At 71.7% G+C, this 17,038-nt stretch carries 13 protein-coding genes, 1 pseudogene and 1 riboswitch; of the genes and pseudogenes, 9 read left to right on the top strand and 5 right to left on the bottom strand.

The genetic code is table 11. The features are described from left to right. Nucleotides 1-24 precede the first annotated feature (24 nt). The 4 genes from ACFVYA_RS18050 to ACFVYA_RS18035 are packed head-to-tail and all read right to left on the bottom strand — an operon-like array spanning nucleotide 25 to nucleotide 3,524. Nucleotides 25-1,515 carry a precorrin-2 C(20)-methyltransferase gene (locus ACFVYA_RS18050; RefSeq protein WP_387046260.1) on the bottom strand — a complete coding sequence of 497 codons (1,491 nt, stop codon included), beginning with the start codon at nucleotides 1,513-1,515 and terminating at the stop codon, nucleotides 25-27. Next, complete coding sequence (locus ACFVYA_RS18045; protein ID WP_285985489.1) at nucleotides 1,512-2,135, bottom strand: precorrin-8X methylmutase; 624 nt, start codon at nucleotides 2,133-2,135, stop codon at nucleotides 1,512-1,514. The genes ACFVYA_RS18050 and ACFVYA_RS18045 overlap by 4 nt, the downstream gene beginning before the upstream one ends. Continuing rightward, on the bottom strand, nucleotides 2,132-3,205 hold the full coding sequence (locus ACFVYA_RS18040; protein WP_387046258.1) for a precorrin-3B synthase: 1,074 nt from the start codon (nucleotides 3,203-3,205) through the stop codon (nucleotides 2,132-2,134). Before ACFVYA_RS18040 ends, ACFVYA_RS18045 begins: the two co-directional genes overlap by 4 nt. 4 nt (nucleotides 3,206-3,209) lie before the next feature. Beyond that, on the bottom strand, nucleotides 3,210-3,524 hold the full coding sequence (locus ACFVYA_RS18035) for a DUF6191 domain-containing protein (protein WP_285985491.1): 315 nt from the start codon (nucleotides 3,522-3,524) through the stop codon (nucleotides 3,210-3,212). Nucleotides 3,525-3,632: 108 nt separating this feature from the next. Here ACFVYA_RS18035 and ACFVYA_RS18030 point away from each other — a divergent pair, with 108 nt between their 5' ends. The 3 genes from ACFVYA_RS18030 to ACFVYA_RS18020 all read left to right on the top strand — a co-directional run bounded on the left by ACFVYA_RS18030 (nucleotide 3,633) and on the right by ACFVYA_RS18020 (nucleotide 5,734). Next, nucleotides 3,633-4,559, top strand: coding sequence for an ABC transporter ATP-binding protein (locus ACFVYA_RS18030; RefSeq protein ID WP_387046256.1), 927 nt, complete (start codon nucleotides 3,633-3,635; stop codon nucleotides 4,557-4,559). Next, complete coding sequence (locus tag ACFVYA_RS18025) at nucleotides 4,556-5,407, top strand: ABC transporter permease (RefSeq protein WP_387046254.1); 852 nt, start codon at nucleotides 4,556-4,558, stop codon at nucleotides 5,405-5,407. Before ACFVYA_RS18030 ends, ACFVYA_RS18025 begins: the two co-directional genes overlap by 4 nt. Before the next feature lie 93 nt (nucleotides 5,408-5,500). Then, a complete protein-coding gene (locus ACFVYA_RS18020) occupies nucleotides 5,501-5,734 on the top strand; it encodes a helix-turn-helix transcriptional regulator (RefSeq protein ID WP_013228830.1) in 234 nt (77 codons plus the stop codon). Here ACFVYA_RS18020 and ACFVYA_RS18015 read toward each other — a convergent pair. Then, on the bottom strand, nucleotides 5,731-6,459 hold the full coding sequence (locus ACFVYA_RS18015) for a hypothetical protein (RefSeq protein ID WP_387046251.1): 729 nt from the start codon (nucleotides 6,457-6,459) through the stop codon (nucleotides 5,731-5,733). The two genes, ACFVYA_RS18020 and ACFVYA_RS18015, sit on opposite strands and share 4 nt — an antisense overlap. Nucleotides 6,460-6,550: 91 nt before the next feature. Beyond that, a riboswitch (cobalamin riboswitch) is annotated at nucleotides 6,551-6,623 on the top strand. A 49-nt stretch (nucleotides 6,624-6,672) separates the two neighbouring features. On the opposite strand from ACFVYA_RS18015, the gene cobN reads away from it, so the two are divergent. From cobN to ACFVYA_RS17985, 6 genes and pseudogenes are all read left to right on the top strand, one after another. Next, nucleotides 6,673-10,236, top strand: coding sequence for a cobaltochelatase subunit CobN (gene cobN, locus ACFVYA_RS18010; protein ID WP_387046249.1), 3,564 nt, complete (start codon nucleotides 6,673-6,675; stop codon nucleotides 10,234-10,236). A 389-nt stretch (nucleotides 10,237-10,625) separates the two neighbouring features. Next, a pseudogene (locus ACFVYA_RS18005) lies at nucleotides 10,626-11,735 on the top strand (ISAs1 family transposase). Nucleotides 11,736-12,058: 323 nt separating this feature from the next. Beyond that, on the top strand, nucleotides 12,059-13,933 hold the full coding sequence (locus tag ACFVYA_RS18000) for an ArnT family glycosyltransferase (RefSeq protein WP_387046247.1): 1,875 nt from the start codon (nucleotides 12,059-12,061) through the stop codon (nucleotides 13,931-13,933). Between the two features lie 35 nt (nucleotides 13,934-13,968). Continuing rightward, nucleotides 13,969-14,625, top strand: a complete 657-nt coding sequence (locus tag ACFVYA_RS17995; protein ID WP_387046245.1) for a response regulator transcription factor — start codon at nucleotides 13,969-13,971, stop codon at nucleotides 14,623-14,625. Then, the gene (locus ACFVYA_RS17990) at nucleotides 14,622-15,704 is read left to right on the top strand and encodes a sensor histidine kinase (protein WP_387046243.1); all 1,083 of its coding nucleotides are present in this window, start codon (nucleotides 14,622-14,624) and stop codon (nucleotides 15,702-15,704) included. The genes ACFVYA_RS17995 and ACFVYA_RS17990 overlap by 4 nt, the downstream gene beginning before the upstream one ends. 121 nt (nucleotides 15,705-15,825) lie before the next feature. Beyond that, complete coding sequence (locus ACFVYA_RS17985) at nucleotides 15,826-17,031, top strand: chitinase (RefSeq protein WP_285985500.1); 1,206 nt, start codon at nucleotides 15,826-15,828, stop codon at nucleotides 17,029-17,031. Nucleotides 17,032-17,038 lie beyond the last annotated feature (7 nt).

The following is a 17,038-nucleotide window of genomic DNA, read 5'->3' as shown; positions in this document are numbered from 1 at the left end:
GCCGGGTCGCGGCCCGGCCTCACGTCAGTAACTGCGGGGCGTCCAGACGATGCCGTTCTCCGCGCGGGTCTTCGACGAACCCACGATCAGCAGGCACCGCATGTCCACCGTCGCCGGGTCCAGGTCGCCCAACGTCGTGATGCGGATGTCCTCCTCCGGGCCGCCGACGTCGCGGGCCACCACCACCGGGGTGCCGGCAGAACGGTGGCGGAGCAGCACCGCGCGGGCGTCGGCCAGCTGGGTGGTCCGGGTCCGGGACGCCGGGTTGTACAGCGCCAGCACCAGGTCCGCCGCGCCCGCCGCGTCGAGGCGCTTCTCGATGATCTCCCACGGCTTCAGCCGGTCGGACAGCGACAGGACGCAGTAGTCGTGCCCCAACGGCGCGCCCACCCGGGACGCCGCCGCCTGGGCGGCCGTCACTCCGGGCACGATCCGGACCCGGACGCCCGCTCCGTGCCCGGCCGACACCTGCTCCAGCACCGCCGAGGCCATCGCGAACACCCCCGGGTCGCCCGAGGACACCACCGCGACCCGGGAGCCGGAAGCGGCCAGGGACAACGCCTCGCGCGCCCGGTCCGCCTCGACCCGGTTGCCCGACGCGTGCCGCTGCTGGCCCGCCTTCTGCGGCACCCGCGCGACATACGGCCCGTACCCGACGACGTGCTCCGCGGCGTCGAGCTCCGCAGCGGCCTCTGGCGTGAGCCACTCCGGGCCCGCCGGACCGAGACCCACGACGACGACCTCACCGGCCGAAGGGGTGGCAGCAGGAGGTGACGCCGGCGAAGACCGGCGTGACGCATAAGCCGGCGAAGGCAGCAACGCCAGCGAGAAGTACGGCACCGTCGAAGGATCCACCGAGGCCAACGGCTCGATGCGCTGCTGCCCCCACGTCGCGCGCTCGACGTAGACGGCGTCGTCCAGCTTGCCCGCCTCCGCGAACGCCTCGCGCACGGACGAGAACGTCCGGCCCAGCTTCAGCACCGCCGCCGCGTCGGTGTCGGCGAGGCGCCGGGCCAGTTCGGGGGCCGGCAGCGTGCCCGGGAGCACCGTCAGCACCTCGTCGCGCTGCACCAGGGGACGGCCGAAGACCGACGACGCCGCGCTCACCGACGTCACGCCCGGGACGACCACCGCTTCGAAGCGGCCGGAGAGCCGTTCGTGCATGTACATGTACGAGCCGTAGAAGAACGGGTCGCCCTCGCAGAGCAGGACCACGTCGCGGCCCGCGTCGAGGTGCTCGGCCAGCCGCTTCGCGCTCAGCTCGTAGAAGTCGGCGATCGCGCCTTCGTACCCGCCCGGGTGGTCGGTCGTCTCGGTCGTGACCGGGTAGACGAGCTTCTCCTCGATCTGCCCCTCGCGCAGGTACGGCTCGGCGACCGACCGCGCGATGCTCCGGCCGTGCCGCGCGCAGTGGTACGCGATCACCGAGGCTTCGGAAATCAGGCGGGCAGCCTTGACCGTCATCAGTTCCGGGTCGCCGGGGCCGAGCCCGACGCCGTACAGCGTCCCGGTCATTCTTCGGCGCTCGCGAGGGCGTTGATCGCCGCGACGGCCATCGCGCTGCCGCCGCGCCGCCCGTGCACCACCAGGTACGGTGCCGGGGCGCGCTTGGCCAGCTCCACTTTGGACTCCACCGCGCCGACGAAGCCGACCGGGACGCCGATGATCGCCGCGGGCGCGCCGACGCCTTCGTCGAGGATCTCCAGCAGGCGGAACAGGGCCGTCGGGGCGTTGCCGATCGCCACGACCGAGCCGGGCAGCTTGTCGCGCCACAGTTCCAGCGCCGCCGCCGACCGGGTGGTGCCCATGCGTTCGGCCAGCCCGGGCACAGAAGGGTCCGACAGCGTGCAAAGCACCTCGTTGGCCGCGGGCAGGCGACGGCGGGTGACGCCGCTGGCGATCATCTGCGCGTCGCACAGGATCGGCGCGCCGGCTTCCAGCGCGGCGCGGCCGGATTCGACGACGTCGAGCGTGTAGCGCAGGTCGTCGACCAGATCGACCATGCCGCAGGCGTGGATCATCCGGACCGCCACGCCGGCCACGTCGTCGGGCAGGATCGCCAGGTCCGCCTCCTCGCGGATCGTGGCGAACGAGTGCCGGTAGATCTCGGCACCGTCCCGCAGGTAGTCGATCACAGCTTCCCTTCCATCTCGTCGAGCGGCACCCACCGGCCGTCGATGCGGTAGCCCCCCGCCTCGGCGACAACGTCCACATGGGACTGCGACGGCTTTCCGCACCGCCGCTCGCAGCCCGAGAAGTGCGCGCGCAGCCCGGGCCGGAACACCGCGTCGGCCCGGACGTCGGCGCGCGACTTCGCGCAGCCCGGCCGGCCGATGCACGCGGTGGTCCCCAAGGCGACGCCGCCGAAACCCAGCCGCGTGAAGACGTCGGCGGGCGCGTCCGGCAGGACCACGGACTTCCACGGCGTGACCAGCGCCGTCCCGAACTCCGCCAGCGCCCGCGCCTGCGTCGCGGACAGCTGCCCGAAGCGCGGGACGACACCGGCCGCGAAGCCGCCGTCCCGTTCGACCAGCCCGGCCGGGACCTCGGCCGCGGTCCGCGGCACCGGCGTCCCGCGCCAGGCCGGGTCGTCGAGTTCGGCGACGCGCCACGCGGCCCCGCGCACCCGGCAGAACTCCAGCGCCACCTCGATCAGCACCGCCACGGCGTCGGCGCGGGCCACCCGTCGTCCCGTGTCGCCGCCCGCGAGCAGCAGCGTCCCGGTTCCGGCGTCCACCGCCCGCCAGCAGACGTCGGCGCCTTCGCCGGCGACGTCCCCGCGTCCGTCGTCGAAGGCGAAGAGGAATCGCCCGGGCAGCGCCGCCAGCTCCGGCGTCGAGCACAGCACCAGGTCCAGCGACGCCGCCAGGCCGCGGACGTCGGCGAGGCCGCCGCGCACTCCGCTCAGCGGCGACGCGAGGACGTTCCGGACCCGCTCGTGCGACGGCGATGGCAGCAGACCCGCGTCGCTCAGCCGGGCCGCCAAGCCGGGCCGGGTGACGCCGCGCAGCTGGACGTTGCCGCGCGAGGTGAGGTGGAGGTCGCCGTCGCCGCAGGCTTCGGCCGCGTCGGCCAGCGCGTGCAGCTGCACTGCGGAAATCGTGCCGCCGGGCAGCCGCACCCGGGCCAATGGTCCGTCGGCGGCGTCGTGGGGTGCGAAAACACCGGGGCACGCGTCGGCTCGCACGCGTGCAGGGGTCGGCATGGGGTCACTGTAGCTGGCCGTTCCGGCGCTCCGGCGGGTCCGAACGCGGGCGGATCCGGGCCGTTCCGGCGTCCAGGTCCACGTCACGCCAGGGAGGCGCGCCTTCGGCGTCCTGCTCGACGAGCATCGACATCGTTTCCCGGTGTTCCAGCTCACGCCGCTTGGTCCCGTAGAGGAACGCGGTGGTCTCTTCGATGTAGGTCGCCGACAGCCGCGCCTTGAAGCGCGAGCCGTTCTTGCGCGGCCGCAGTTCGATCGCGGCCATGACCAGCAGGATCACCACGCCGCCCGGAAGGGCGAGCCCCAGCCAAGTTCCCATGCCCCGCGAACCGGATGACCGCGGGTCAAGTTCCCGGGACAGCAGAAGTCCCATCGAATGTAGTAGGTATGCTACATTCGATCGCATCAGTCAGAGGGGGTGACCGTGATGAGAGATCCAGCCGATCCCGTCGTCCGCGTGCACGGGCTGCGGATGCGGTACGGCACCAGCGACGTGCTCCACGGCGTCGAGTTCGAGGCGTACCGGGGGGAGGTCGTCGGCCTGCTCGGGCCGAACGGCGCGGGCAAGACGACGACGATCGAAATCCTCGAGGGCTTCCGCATGCGGTCGGCCGGCGAGGTGAGCGTGCTGGGCGTCGACCCGGCGCACGGCGGCGAGGACTGGCGGGCACGGCTGGGGGTCGTGCTCCAGTCCTGGCGCGACCACGGGAAGTGGCGTGTCCGCGAGCTGCTCGCGCACCTCGGCCGGTACTACGCGCCGTACTCGTCGGCGGCCCGCCCGCGGCCGTGGGACACCGACGAGCTGATCGCGACGGTCGGGCTCACCGAGCAGGCGCACAAGAAGCTCAAGCAGCTCTCGGGCGGGCAGCGCCGGCGGCTCGACGTCGCCATCGGCATCGTCGGGCGCCCCGAACTGCTGTTCCTCGACGAGCCGACCGCGGGCTTCGACCCCGAGGCCCGGCGCGAGTTCCACGACCTGGTGCACCGCCTGTCCGACGAGCTCGACACGACGATCCTGCTGACCACGCACGACCTCGACGAGGCCGAGAAGCTGGCCGACCGGATCCTCATCCTCAACGGCGGCCGGATCATCGCCGACGGCTCGGCCGACCAGCTCAGCCGGCAGATCTCCGACGAGGCCGAGGTCCGCTGGAGCGTCGGCGAACAGCGCTTCGTCCACTCGACGACCGAAGCGACGAAGTACGTGCACGACCTGTTCAAGCAGCACGGTGAGGCCGTCGCGGACCTCGAGGTCCGGCGGGCGTCGCTGGAGGACACCTACATGACGCTGGTCCGCCGCGCCGAGACCGGCGGCGAGACGGAGCTCGGCCTCCAGGAAGCGGGTGCGCGATGAACGCCAGGACCACCGCACTGCGCGCCGGGCTGGCCCGCGGCTGGATCGAGTTCAAGCAGACGTGGACCAACCTCGACGACGTGGTGGGGCAGCTGGTCTTCGTCGTGCTCTTCCTCGGTACGTTGTTCTTCATGCGCAACGCCACGCTGCCCGGCACGTCGTTCTCGCTGGGCGCGGCCACCGTGCCCGGCGTGCTCGGCGCCGGCATCGTGTTCAACGGCCTGACCGCCGCGGCGGGCTACCTGGCCGTCGACCGCGAGGACGGCACGCTGCTGCGGGCGAAGGCGACCCCGAACGGGATGCTCGGGTACCTGGTCGGGAAGACGACCGCGCTGTCGCTCGCCCAGCTCACGTCCATCGCCGCGGTCCTGGTCCCGTGCCTGTTCGCGTTCTCCGTGCTGGCGCCCGACGGGGTCTGGTCGTACCTGCACCTGCTCGGGGTGGTGGTGCTCGGCATGATCGCGACGATGCCGATCGGCGCGGGGCTGGGGGCGCTGACCAGCAGCCCGCGCACGGTCGGGCTGATCACGCTGCCGGTCATGGGCATGGGCGCGATCTCGGGGATCTTCTACCCGATCACGGCGCTGCCGGGCTGGTTGCAGGACGTCGGGCAGGTGTTCCCGATGTACTGGCTCGGCCTCGGGATGCGCTCGGCGCTGCTGCCGGACAGCGCGCTCGCCGTCGAGATCGGCCAGTCGTGGCGGCCGGTGGCGACCCTGGCGGTGCTGCTCGCGTGGGCAGTGGCCGGCTTCGCGCTGGCCCCGATCCTGCTCCGCCGCATGGCGCGGCGCGAGGCCGGCTCGTCGCTGGCCGAACGGCGGCAGAAGGCCATGCAGCGTGTGGGGTAGTGAACCTTATTCAGCCGTCGGCCGGCGCAAGGGTCACCGTAGGTGGGCAAGCTACGGTCCGTGGCGCCGTCCTTACCAGAATAAGGTTCAGTCATGAGTGAGGTCGTCTACAACCGGATCGCGATGCTGCGCGCGGAACGGTCGATCTCGCGGCGGCAGCTGGCCGAGGCCCTCGGGGTGCACTACCAGACGATCGGCTACCTGGAGCGCGGCGAGTACAGCCCTTCGCTGTTCCTGGCCCTGCGGATCGCGGAGTTCTTCGAGGTCTCCGTGGAAGTGCTGTTCTCGACGAAGCCCTTCCCGCGGTTGGGAGAGCGGTCCGCCTAGGGCTTGCGCAGGTCGGCGTGGGCCAGTGCGCGGACGACGTCGTCGCGGCGGGTCTCGCGGATCGTCCGGTTGAGCTCGACGTGCAGGAACGGCCCGCCGCCGGCGGCCTGGCCCTGGACGTTCGTCGTCCCGGCCAGGCCGCGGCAGGGCTCGGCCCAGGCCCGGCGGACGCGGAACCCGGCGGCTTCCAGGCGGTCCGCCGCCCGGCGGCCCGCATCGCCGACCGATGTGGCCCCGCCCGAAACGACGACGTCGGCCGCGGGCAGGGTGCGGTCCTTGAAGCCGTGCAGCTGGACCTGGGGCAGGCCGCGGCGGGCCAGCAGCGTGGTGACGACGTGGAAGACGGTCCGCGTCTCGTGTGCCGGGTCCTCCCGGCGGCGGTGCGCCCCCGCGACGGCCAGCACCGCGCCGGGCACCTGCCGGAAGAGCGCCAGGCCGATCAGGTCGGTCCGCAGGTCGGACGAGGGGTGCGGCACCTCGACGACCAGTGACGGCGGTGCGGACCGGTCGATCGCGTAGAGCCCCCAGGCGCGTCCGGTGCCGGGCTCCTGGACCACGAGAGAGTCGTCAGCGACGGAAAACCCCAGCTGACCGAGGTGGTGCGGGGCCCGGTCGAGGAACGCGGCGAAGCCGGTTTCGGCGGTTCTGAGCTCGGCCGCCGTGGGGTGGCGGTACGGCTGCCGGGTCGACTGCGCGGCGGTGAAGCTCCGGAGAAAGGATTCCAAGCCGCCAGGTTACCGAGGACCGGCCAACGTCACCTTGACGCACTTCGACCGGCACCGGAGAGTGAGGGCGATACCCACGCGTCGGCAGGTGGAGGAACCCGGTGAGAGTCCGGGGCGGTCCCGCCACTGTTACCGGAGAGAGGATTTCCGGGAGCCAGGAACTCCGGCCGGCGCGCCCGTCTACCCGGGGCGCGGACCCCGAGGAGGAACCTCGTGATCCTGCTTCTGTCCACATCGGACACCGACCTGCTCAGCGCCCGCTCGAGCGACCGCGAGTACCGGCTCGGCAACCCGTCCCGGCTCGACGTCGGCGAGCTGCCCGGGCTGCTCGACGGCGTCAAGATCGTCGTCGCGCGGATCCTCGGCACCCCGCGGAGCTGGCAGGACGGCCTGGACGTGCTGCGGGCGTCGGGCGCGCACGTCGTCGTCCTGGGCGGGGAGCAGACGCCGGACGCCGAGCTGATGAAGCTCTCGACCGTCCCGGCCGGCATCGCCGCCGAGGCCCACGCCTACCTCGCGCAGGGCGGCCCGGCGAACCTCACCCAGCTGCACCGGTTCCTCTCCGACACGCTCCTGCTCACCGGCGACGGCTTCGAGCCGCCCGCGGAGCAGCCTTCGTGGGGTGTTCTCGAGCGTCCTTCGCGGGCCGATGGCCCGGTCATCGGCATCCTGTACTACCGCGCGCACCACCTGTCCGGGAACACGGCGTTCGTGCACACCCTCGCCGACGAGATCGAAGCGGCGGGCGGGCGCGCGTTGCCGATCTACTGTGCTTCGCTGCGTACGCGCGAGCCGGAGATGATGGCCGAGCTGGCTTCCGTGGACGCCTTGCTGGTCACCGTGCTCGCGGCCGGCGGCACCCGGCCGTCCGAAGTGGGCGCCGGTGGTGACGACGAGGCGTGGGACGTCGCCGAGATGGCCGCGCTCGACGTCCCGATCCTGCAGGCGCTGTGCCTGACCAGCGACCGCGAGACGTGGGCGGCCAACGACGACGGCCTCTCGCCGCTCGACGCCGGGAACCAGATGGCCGTGCCGGAGTTCGACGGCCGGCTGATCACGGTGCCGTTCTCGTTCAAGGAGCTGGACGAGGACGGTCTCCCCCGGTACGTGCCGGACGCCGAGCGCGCGTCCCGCGTCGCTCGCATCGCGCTGGCGCACGCCCGGCTCCGGTACACACCTCCGCCGGAACGCCGCATCGCGCTGATGCTGTCCGCATACCCGACGAAGCACTCTCGCGTCGGCAACGCGGTCGGGCTGGACACACCCGCGTCGGCGATCGAGCTGCTGCGGCGGATGCGCGCTTCGGGTTACGACCTCGGACCGGACGCGTTCCCGGGCGTCGACCCCACCGGCACCGACCAGCCCGACGGGGACGCGCTCATCCACGCGCTGATCGCCGCCGGGGGCCAGGACCCGGAGTGGCTGACCGAGGAACAGCTCGCCGGGAACCCCATCCGCGTCCCGGCCGCGCGCTACCAGGAGTGGTTCGACGCGCTGCCGGCCGAGCTGCGCGAAGGCGTCGAGGAGCATTGGGGCCCGGCGCCGGGCGAGCTGTACGTCGACAACGGCGACATCGTGCTGGCGTCCTTGCAGAGCGGCAACGTGATCATCATGATCCAGCCGCCGCGCGGGTTCGGCGAGAACCCCGTCGCCATCTACCACAACCCGGACCTGCCGCCGAGCCACCACTACCTGGCCGCCTACCGCTGGCTGGAAGAGGAGTTCGGCGCGCACGCCGTCGTCCACCTGGGCAAGCACGGGTCACTGGAGTGGCTGCCGGGCAAGACCGCGGGGCTCTCGGCGTCGTGCGCGCCCGACGCCGTGCTCGGGAACCTGCCGCTGATCTACCCGTTCCTGATCAACGACCCCGGCGAGGGCGCGCAGGCGAAGCGGCGGGCGCACGCGACGATCGTCGACCACCTGATCCCGCCGATGGCGCGCGCGGAGTCTTACGGCGACATGGCGCGGCTGGAGCAGCTGCTCGACGAGCACGCGAACATCGCGGCGATGGACCCGGCGAAGCTGCCGGCGGTGCGCCAGCAGATCTGGACGCTGATCCAGGCGGCGAAGCTGGACCACGACCTGGGCATCGAGGAACGGCCGCACGACGCGGAGTTCGACGACTTCCTGCTGCACATCGACGGCTGGCTCTGCGAGGTCAAGGACGCGCAGATCCGCGACGGGCTGCACGTCCTGGGCGCGGCGCCGACCGGTGAGGCGCGCGTCAACCTGGTGCTGGCGATGCTGCGCGCGGCCCAGATGTGGGGCGGCAAGCAGGGCGCGGTGCCGGGCCTGCGGTCGGCGCTGGGCCTCAAGGAAGACGCGCCGATGTCCGAAGTGGACGCGGTCGAGAAGACGGCGCGTGAGCTCGTGCAGACGATGGAGATGCGCGGCTGGGACGCGACCGCGGTCGCCTCGGTGGCGCCGGACGCCCAGGTCGCGCGGGTACTTTCGTTCGCCGCGGAGGAAATCGTCCCCCGGCTCGCGGGGACCTCGGCCGAGCTGGACGCGGTGCTGCACGCGCTGGACGGCGGGTACATCCCGGCCGGGCCGAGCGGGTCGCCGCTGCGCGGGCTGATCAACGTGCTGCCGACCGGGCGGAACTTCTACACCGTCGACCCGAAGGCCATCCCGAGCCGGCTCGCGTGGGAAACCGGGCAGGCGCTGGCGGACTCGCTGTTGAAGCGCTATCGCGAGGACACCGGCGACTGGCCGAAGTCAGTTGGGCTGTCGGTGTGGGGCACGTCGGCGATGCGGACGTCCGGCGACGACGCGGCGGAAGTCCTGGCGCTGCTGGGCGTCCAGCCGGTGTGGGACGAGGCTTCCCGGCGCGTCACGGGCATCGAAGCGATCCCGCTCGCGGAGCTGGGCCGGCCCCGCATCGACGTGACGATCCGGATCAGCGGGTTCTTCCGGGACGCGTTCCCGCACGTGATCACCCTGATGGACGACGCGGTGCGGCTGGTGGCCGGGCTGGACGAACCTCTCGACGAGAACTTCGTCCGCGCGCACGTGTCCGCCGACTTGGCGGCACACGGCGACGATCGCCGCGCGACGACGCGGATCTTCGGGTCGAAGCCGGGCGCGTACGGCGCGGGCCTGCTGCCGCTGATGGACAGCGGGAACTGGCGCGACGACAAGGACCTCGCGGAGGTGTACGCGGTGTGGGGCGGCTTCGCGTACGGCCGTGACCTGGACGGCCGCCCGGCCCGCGAGGACATGGAGAGTTCGTACAAGCGCATCGTGGTGGCGGCGAAGAACACCGACACGCGCGAGCACGACATCGCCGACTCGGACGACTACTTCCAGTACCACGGCGGGATGATCGCGACGGTCCGCGCGCTGACGGGTACGGCCCCGGCGTCCTACGTGGGCGACAGCACCTCGCCGGACGCGGTCCGCACGCGCACGCTGGGCGAGGAGACGGCCCGGGTGTTCCGCGCCCGGGTGGTCAACCCCCGGTGGCTGGCGGCGATGCGCCGGCACGGGTACAAGGGCGCGTTCGAGCTCGCGGCCACGGTGGACTACCTGTTCGGCTTCGACGCCACGGCCGGCGTGGTCGGCGACTGGATGTACGAGAAGCTGACCGAATCGTACGTGCTCGACGAGGTGAACCAGGAGTTCCTGCGGCAGGCGAACCCGTGGGCGCTGCGCGGGATCGTCGAGCGGCTGAACGAGGCGGCGGACCGCGGTCTGTGGGCGGAGCCGGACCCGGCGCTGCTGGAGAAGATGCGCGAGGTGTACCTGTCGCTGGAGGGTGACCTCGAGTCGGAGTGAGCCTGCGGGTCGCAACCGCGCCGGCTCGCGCTTCCGTCACCACGCGGGAATTCGCGGCTGTTCGACAGTTGTCCACATCCGCACCGCAATGTGGACAACTCCGGCTCCCGAGGCCGATTCGCGGGTTGGCGTCGCACCCCACCGATAGACTGGACAAGGGCACGCCCCCCGGGGAGGGTGGGGGTTCCGGCAAAGTCTTTTGGCCTGTTTGCAGGGCGGGCACGGTCCTCGTTGATCATGTGATTGTCTAGGTCCCATGATCGTGTGAGAGAGCCGTGCCCGCTGCGCAATCGTGCCTGATCCCCCTCGTCCGTGATCGCCTGACCCCGGTCATCGATTCCGACACCGATCCATCCTGGGCTGGTGACCTGCGCAAACAGTTCGCCGCCATCCCCGATCCACGAGACCGACGGGGTGTACGACATTCGATCGGGTCGATTCTGGCGCTCGCCGCCGCAGCCGTGGTGGCCGGAGCCCAGTCGTTCACCGCCATCGGCGAATGGGCCGCCGACGCACCACAACCGGTGCTGGCCGCACTGGGCACCCGATTCGATCCCCGCCACGCCCGCTACGCACCACCCGATGAAGCCACCGTGCGACGGATGGCCGGCCGGGTCGACGGCGACATCCTCGACGACGTGATCAGCAGCTGGCTCACCGGCCGCGACACCAGCACCACCGACCCGGCCAAGACCGCGCCGGCGGCGATCGCGGTGGACGGCAAGTCCCTGCGCGGCACCTTCGCCCGCCCCGGCGGCGCCGGAGTGCACCTGCTCGCCGCGATCACCCACACAACGGCAACAGTGCTCGGCCAACGCCAAGTCCCCGTCGGCAGCAGCGAAATCACCTGGTTCCAGCCGCTGCTGGACACCATCGACCTGACCGGGAAGATAGTTACCGCCGACGCCCTGCACACCACCGCCGAACATGCCCGCTACCTGCATCAACGCGGCACGGACTACGTGTTCACCGTCAAGGAGAACCAGCACCGTCTTCACGGACTGCTCGACACCCTGCCCTGGCACGAGATCCCTGCCCACATCACCTGCGGCAGTGGGCATGGCCGCAGCGAACACCGCACCGTCCAGCTGGCACCCCTGGGCGAGTTCCTCGGCTACCCGGTCATCGACTTCCCGCACGCCACCCACGCGTTCCTCATCGAGCGGTACACCACCCACCACAGCAGCCGCAAACGCTCCGCCCACGCCGCACTCGGCCTCACCAGCCTCACCGGCCGCTACGCCCACCCCGCCCACATCGGAGGCTACGTCCGCAGCCACTGGCACATCGAAAACAAACTCCACTGGGTCCGCGACGTCACCTAACAAGAGGACCAATCCCGGGCCCACACCGGCACCGCACCCCGCACCATGGCCAGCCTGCGCAACCTCGCCACCAGCGCACACCGACAAGCCGGGCACACCAACATCGCCCAAGCACTCCGCCACACCGCCCGCAACCCCACCCGAGCCCTCACCCTGCTCGGAATACCCGCCTAAACAACACAAAGACTTTGCCGGAACCCTGCCGGGGAGGGTGGGGGTCGCCCTCGCGCGGGACGAGGCGGCCGCCGCACGAGGTGACCGTATTCGCCTGCACTGGAACCCGGCCTACCCCTGCGATGGCACGTCCGTCCGCGGCAACGGCTTCACCCGGAGCGCGCCGACGGCAGTTCCTACGACTTCCCCTGGAGCCCGTATCACTTCGATTTCCGCCGGTGCTGGGACGCGACAAGACGGCGAGTGCAAGGACTACGACTTCCTGAACGACAACAGCTGAACGGAAACGCCCGGGAAACGCGGGTCCGGGTTGGGTGGCGGTCATGATCACCGCCGTTCACCGGAAGACCCGCTCCTGGGCGCTTCCCCTCATCTGCCTCGGCGCCGCCGTCCTCTACGCCTGGAAGATCGGGGACGGCCAGCTCGGCAACACCTACTACTCGGCCGCCGTCAAGTCGATGACCAGCGGCTTCACGAACTTCCTCTTCGGCTCGTTCGACCCCTACGGCGTCGTCACGGTCGACAAACCGCCGATGGCCCTGTGGCCGCAAGCGCTTTCGGTGTCGGTCTTCGGCTACCACGGCTGGGCGCTGCTGCTGCCCCAGGTCCTCGAAGGCGTCGCGGCGGTCTTCCTGCTCCACCGCACCGTGCGGCTCTGGTCCGGCGAGAACGTCGCCCTGCTGGCCGCCGCGATCCTCGCGCTGACGCCGGTGACGGTGGTGATCAACCGCGGCAACAACCCCGACACGCTGCTCGTCCTGTTCCTGGTCGCCGCCGCGTACGCCCTTACCCGCGCGCTACAGGACAGCCGGCGGTGGCTGTGGTGGTGCGCCTTCTTCGTCGGCTGCGGGTTCCTGACCAAGATGCTGCAGGCGTGGATCATCGTGCCCGCGCTCGTCGCCGCGTACCTGGCCGGGACGAGCGGACCGCTCCGCCGTCGCCTGCTCGACGTGCTCGGCGCCGGGCTCGTGCTCGTCGTCTCGTCGTTCTGGTGGATCGCCCTGTACGACTGGTGGCCCGGAACCAAGCCGTACATGGGCGGCAGCGCGGACGGCTCCGCGCGGGACCTCGTCTTCGGCTACAACGGCTTCGGCCGCCTCTCCGGCAACGGCGAGGGCGGCGGCATGATGATCGTGCGGAACGGGCAGCTGACCATGTCGTCGTTCGGCGGCGACCCCGGGCCGGGCCGGATGTTCAACGACCTCGTCGGCGGGCAGATCTCCTGGCTGTTGCCGTTGTCACTGCTGGTCCTGGTCGTGGTCGTCGTGACGAGGTCGTGGGGTGACGCGCGCAGTCGCGCCGGCTGGGTGCTGTGGGGCGGCTGGCTGCTGGTGACCACCGCGGTCTTCAGCTTCGCCGGCGGCATCTGGCACCCGTACTACACGACGGCGATGGCGCCCGCCGTCGCCGCGGTCTCCGCCGCGGGCCTCGCGCAGCTCTGGCGGCACCACCGGCGCACCGCACTCCCCGTGGCGATCGCCCTGAGCGCAGCCTGGGCGTTCGTGCTGACTTCACGGGACACCTCGTTCCACGGCTGGACCCGGTGGGCGGTGCTCGGCACGGCCGCCGCCGCCATCGCGGGCCTGCTGGCCGGCCGGAGCCGGTGGGCGCTCGTGACCGGGCTCGTGCCGCTGCTGCTCACGCCCGCCGTGTGGTCGTACGCTGCCGCGCTGAGCACGTCCTCGGGCACGTTGCCCGCCGCGGGTCCCACCTCGGTGCCGACGCCGGGACCGGGACCGGCGCCGTCACCGGGTGGCCCGCAGCCCCGGATGGTGCTCGGCGGCGGAGGCGGCGACGACGGCGCGAAGCTGTCCGACGAGCAGCGGCGCATCCTCGACTACGTCCGCGCGAACGGGACCGAGATCACGCTCGCGGTGAACAGCGAAGCCGGTTCGGTGGCGCCGTTCATCATCGGCTCGGACGCGGCCGTGATCGGCATGGGCGGCTTCGGCGGCCGCGACGACGCGCCGTCGGTCGCGCAGCTCGACCGCTGGCTCGCCGAAGGCAAGCTGCGGTTCGTGCTGAGCGGTGGGTCCGCCGCTCCGGCCGGGCCCCAGCGAAGTCCGGTCCAAGAGGAACGCCGTCGCTGGATCGAACAGCACTGCGCGAACGTCGACGCGAGCGCGTACGGCGGGCGGTCCGCCCCGGGTGGCGGCCCGGTGCGCATCGGCGGCGCGGACACCCTCTACCGGTGCTAACGCCGAAGAAACACCGCCGCGGCGATCATGGCGGCATGCGGGTCCTGGTGGTGGAGGACGAGCCGATGCTCGCGGAGGCGATCGCGGAGTGGCTGCGCGACGAGTCCCACGCCGTCGACCTCGCCCACGACGGCGCCGCGGCGCTGGAGCGCATCGCCGTGCACGACTACGACGTCGTCGTGCTCGACCGGGACCTGCCGGTCGTGCACGGCGACGACGTCTGCCGCGAGCTGGTGGCGTCGGGGGTGGCCACGCGGGTGCTGATGCTCACGGCGGCCGCGGAGGTCACCGACCGCGTCGCCGGATTGTCCCTCGGCGCGGACGACTACCTGACCAAACCGTTCGCCTTTCCCGAGCTGGCGGCCCGCATCCAGTCGCTGGGGCGGCGCTGCCGCCCGGCCGCGCCGCCGGTGCTGCGTCGCTCCGGGATCACGCTCGACCCGGCGCGGCACGAGGTGTTCCGCGACGAGCGGTACCTCCCACTGTCCAAAAAGGAGTTCGCCGTGCTCGCCGAGCTGCTGCGCGCCGACGGCGCCACCGTCTCCGCGGAACACCTGCTGGAGAAGGCGTGGGACGAGCACGCGGACCCGTTCACCGGCGCGGTCCGGCTCACCATCCTCAAGCTGCGCCGCAAGCTCGGTGACCCACCGCTGGTGGAAACGGTCACCGGGGTCGGCTACCGGCTCCGGTGAGCCTCCGGCTGCGGCTGACCGTGCTCTACGGCGGCCTGTTCCTGCTGGCGGGCGTGGTGCTGCTGGGTGTCACCTACCTGCTGTTCACGCAGCAGGTGGGGCGGCGGGTGACGGTGCTCATCGGCACGCCGCCGCCCGGCCTGGCGGCGCTGCCCTTCCCGGAGGGGCTCGACGCCCAGGCCCGGCAAGTGCGTGAAGCGGCGGCGACGTCGCTGCTGACCCAGGGCGGCATCGCGCTCGCCGCGGTCGCCGTGCTCGCCGCGGCGGTCGGCTGGCTGGTGGCGGGTCGCGCGCTGGCGCCGTTGCGGCAGGTCACCGAAACCGCGCGCCGGATCGCGGCCGCGGCCGACCCGGGCGGGCACGAGCGCATCGCGCTGCGCGGGCCGGAGGACGAGGTGAAGAACCTCGCCGACGCGTTCGACATCATGGTCGAGCGGCTCGACCGGTCCTTCGACGCCCAGCGCCGCTTCGTCGCGAACGCCTCCCACGAACTGCGCACCCCGCTGACGCTCAACCGGTCCCTGGTCGAGGTGGCGATGCACCGCCGGACGGCGTCCGACGACGTCCGGCAGCTCGGCACGAAGCTGCTGCAGATCAACGCGAGGCACGAGAAGCTGATCAGCGGGTTGCTGCTGCTGGCCCGGTCGGAGAGCGCGCTGACCGAACGGTGCCCGGTGGACCTGGCGGCGATCGCGTCGCACGTGGTTCCGCCCGGCGTGCAGGAAGACTTGGGCGACGCGACGGCGCTGGGCGACGCGCTCATGCTGGAGCGGCTGGTGCACAACCTCGTGGAGAACGGCATCCGCCACAACGTCGAAGGCGGCTGGGTCCGGGTGGCGACCCGGACGCGGCTGCCTTCGGTCGAGCTCGAAGTGACGAACAGCGGCCCGGTGATCCCGCCGTCGGAGGTGCCCGCGTTGTTCGACCCGTTCCACCGCCGGGCGCGGGTGGCCGCGGACGGGGCGGGGCTGGGGTTGTCGATCGTCCGCTCGGTGGCGCACGCGCACGGCGGGGAAGTCGCGGCCACGGCTCGGCCGGAGGGCGGTTTGGTGGTGGTCGTGTCCCTCCCCGCGGCCTGACCACCCGACGAAAGTACGGGTCAGAACCGGATATTCCGCCACGTTTCACCCGCCACCTTGACTTCATTAATGGTCTAGTCCAATGATCTGTCCACCTCGATCCCCACCGGGAGGACAGCTCATGCGCAGGAGCAGACTGGCCGCCGCCGGGCTCGCCGCCGCCACTTTCGCCGCCACCGCCGTCAGCCTCGTGCTCGGCGCACCGTCGGCGACCGCGGCGTTGAGCAACAACTGGTACGCCGCGGCGCCGTACCTGATGCCCCAGAGCAACAACCCGCCCGATCCCGTGACCGTGATGAACGCGACCGGGCTCAAGGCGTTCCAGCTGGCGTTCATCCTGGCGCCGAACGGCGGCGGCTGCAGCCCGACCTGGGACGGCACCTCCGCCGTCTCGTCCGACACCGCGGTCGCGGGCGTCATCTCGCGGATCCGCGGCGCGGGCGGCGACGTCTCGGTGTCCGTCGGCGGGTACGGCGGCACGAAGCTCGGCCAGACCTGCGGGACGGTGGCCGCGACGGCCGCCGCGTACCAGCAGGTCATCACGAAGTACTCGCTCAAGGCGATCGACTTCGACCTGGAAGAACCCGAATACGAGAACACCGCCGCGATCGCGAACGAGCTCGGGGCCGCGAAGACCCTGCAGGCCAACAACCCCGGCCTGTTCGTGTCGGTGACCATGCCGGGCACCGCGGCCGGCACCGGCTGGTTCGGCACGCAGCTGATCGACCAGGCGAAGTCGATCGGCTTCACGCCGAACAACTTCTCGATCATGCCGTTCGACGGCGGCTTCAACGGCGGCTCGTCGCAGGTGTCGGCGCTGGAAGCCCTGCACGGCCTGCTGATGTCGCACCTGGGCTGGGACAGCGCGACCGCGTACGCCCACGAGGGTTTCTCCGGCATGAACGGCAAGTCGGACGCGGCGGAGATGTTCTACACCTCGGACTTCCAGACGGTGTACGACTACGCGACCAGCCACGGCCTCGGCCGCTTCACGTTCTGGTCGGTCAACCGGGACCGCGCCTGCGTCGGCACGACGGACAACGGCGTCTGCAGCAACGTCCCGCAGAACGACTGGGACTTCACGAAGTTCAGCGTCCGCTTCGCCGGGGCGACGCCGCCCCAGACGACGCCACCGGTGACGACGACCCCGACCACCCCGGGCGGCGGCTCCTGCACCGCGGCGGAGTGGGACCGGACGAAGGTCTACGTCAAGGACAACGTCGTCTCGCACAACAGCCACAAGTGGACGGCCAAGTGGTGGACGCAGGGCGAAGAGCCCGGCACGACCGGCGAATGGGGCGTCTGGCAGGACAACGGCGCCTGTTAGTTCCCTC

The sequence above is a fragment of the Amycolatopsis sp. NPDC058278 genome, from assembly GCF_042881395.1.
GTDB lineage: Bacteria > Actinomycetota > Actinomycetes > Mycobacteriales > Pseudonocardiaceae > Amycolatopsis.
Note: the sequence above shows the minus strand (reverse complement) of the source record. Positions and strands in the feature narration are given on the sequence as shown.

Bases quoted from the DNA above. Each gene is read 5' to 3' on its own strand.
- ACFVYA_RS18020 (WP_013228830.1), top strand. From the start codon at position 5,501: ATGAGTGAGGTCGTCTACAACCGGATCGCGATGCTGCGCGCGGAACGG.
- ACFVYA_RS18035 (WP_285985491.1), bottom strand. From the start codon at position 3,524: ATGGGAACTTGGCTGGGGCTCGCCCTTCCGGGCGGCGTGGTGATCCTG.
- ACFVYA_RS17995 (WP_387046245.1), top strand. From the start codon at position 13,969: ATGCGGGTCCTGGTGGTGGAGGACGAGCCGATGCTCGCGGAGGCGATC.
- ACFVYA_RS18025 (WP_387046254.1), top strand. From the start codon at position 4,556: ATGAACGCCAGGACCACCGCACTGCGCGCCGGGCTGGCCCGCGGCTGG.
- ACFVYA_RS18030 (WP_387046256.1), top strand. From the start codon at position 3,633: ATGAGAGATCCAGCCGATCCCGTCGTCCGCGTGCACGGGCTGCGGATG.
- ACFVYA_RS18040 (WP_387046258.1), bottom strand. From the start codon at position 3,205: ATGCCGACCCCTGCACGCGTGCGAGCCGACGCGTGCCCCGGTGTTTTC.
- ACFVYA_RS17985 (WP_285985500.1), top strand. From the start codon at position 15,826: ATGCGCAGGAGCAGACTGGCCGCCGCCGGGCTCGCCGCCGCCACTTTC.
- ACFVYA_RS18050 (WP_387046260.1), bottom strand. From the start codon at position 1,515: ATGACCGGGACGCTGTACGGCGTCGGGCTCGGCCCCGGCGACCCGGAA.
- ACFVYA_RS18000 (WP_387046247.1), top strand. From the start codon at position 12,059: ATGATCACCGCCGTTCACCGGAAGACCCGCTCCTGGGCGCTTCCCCTC.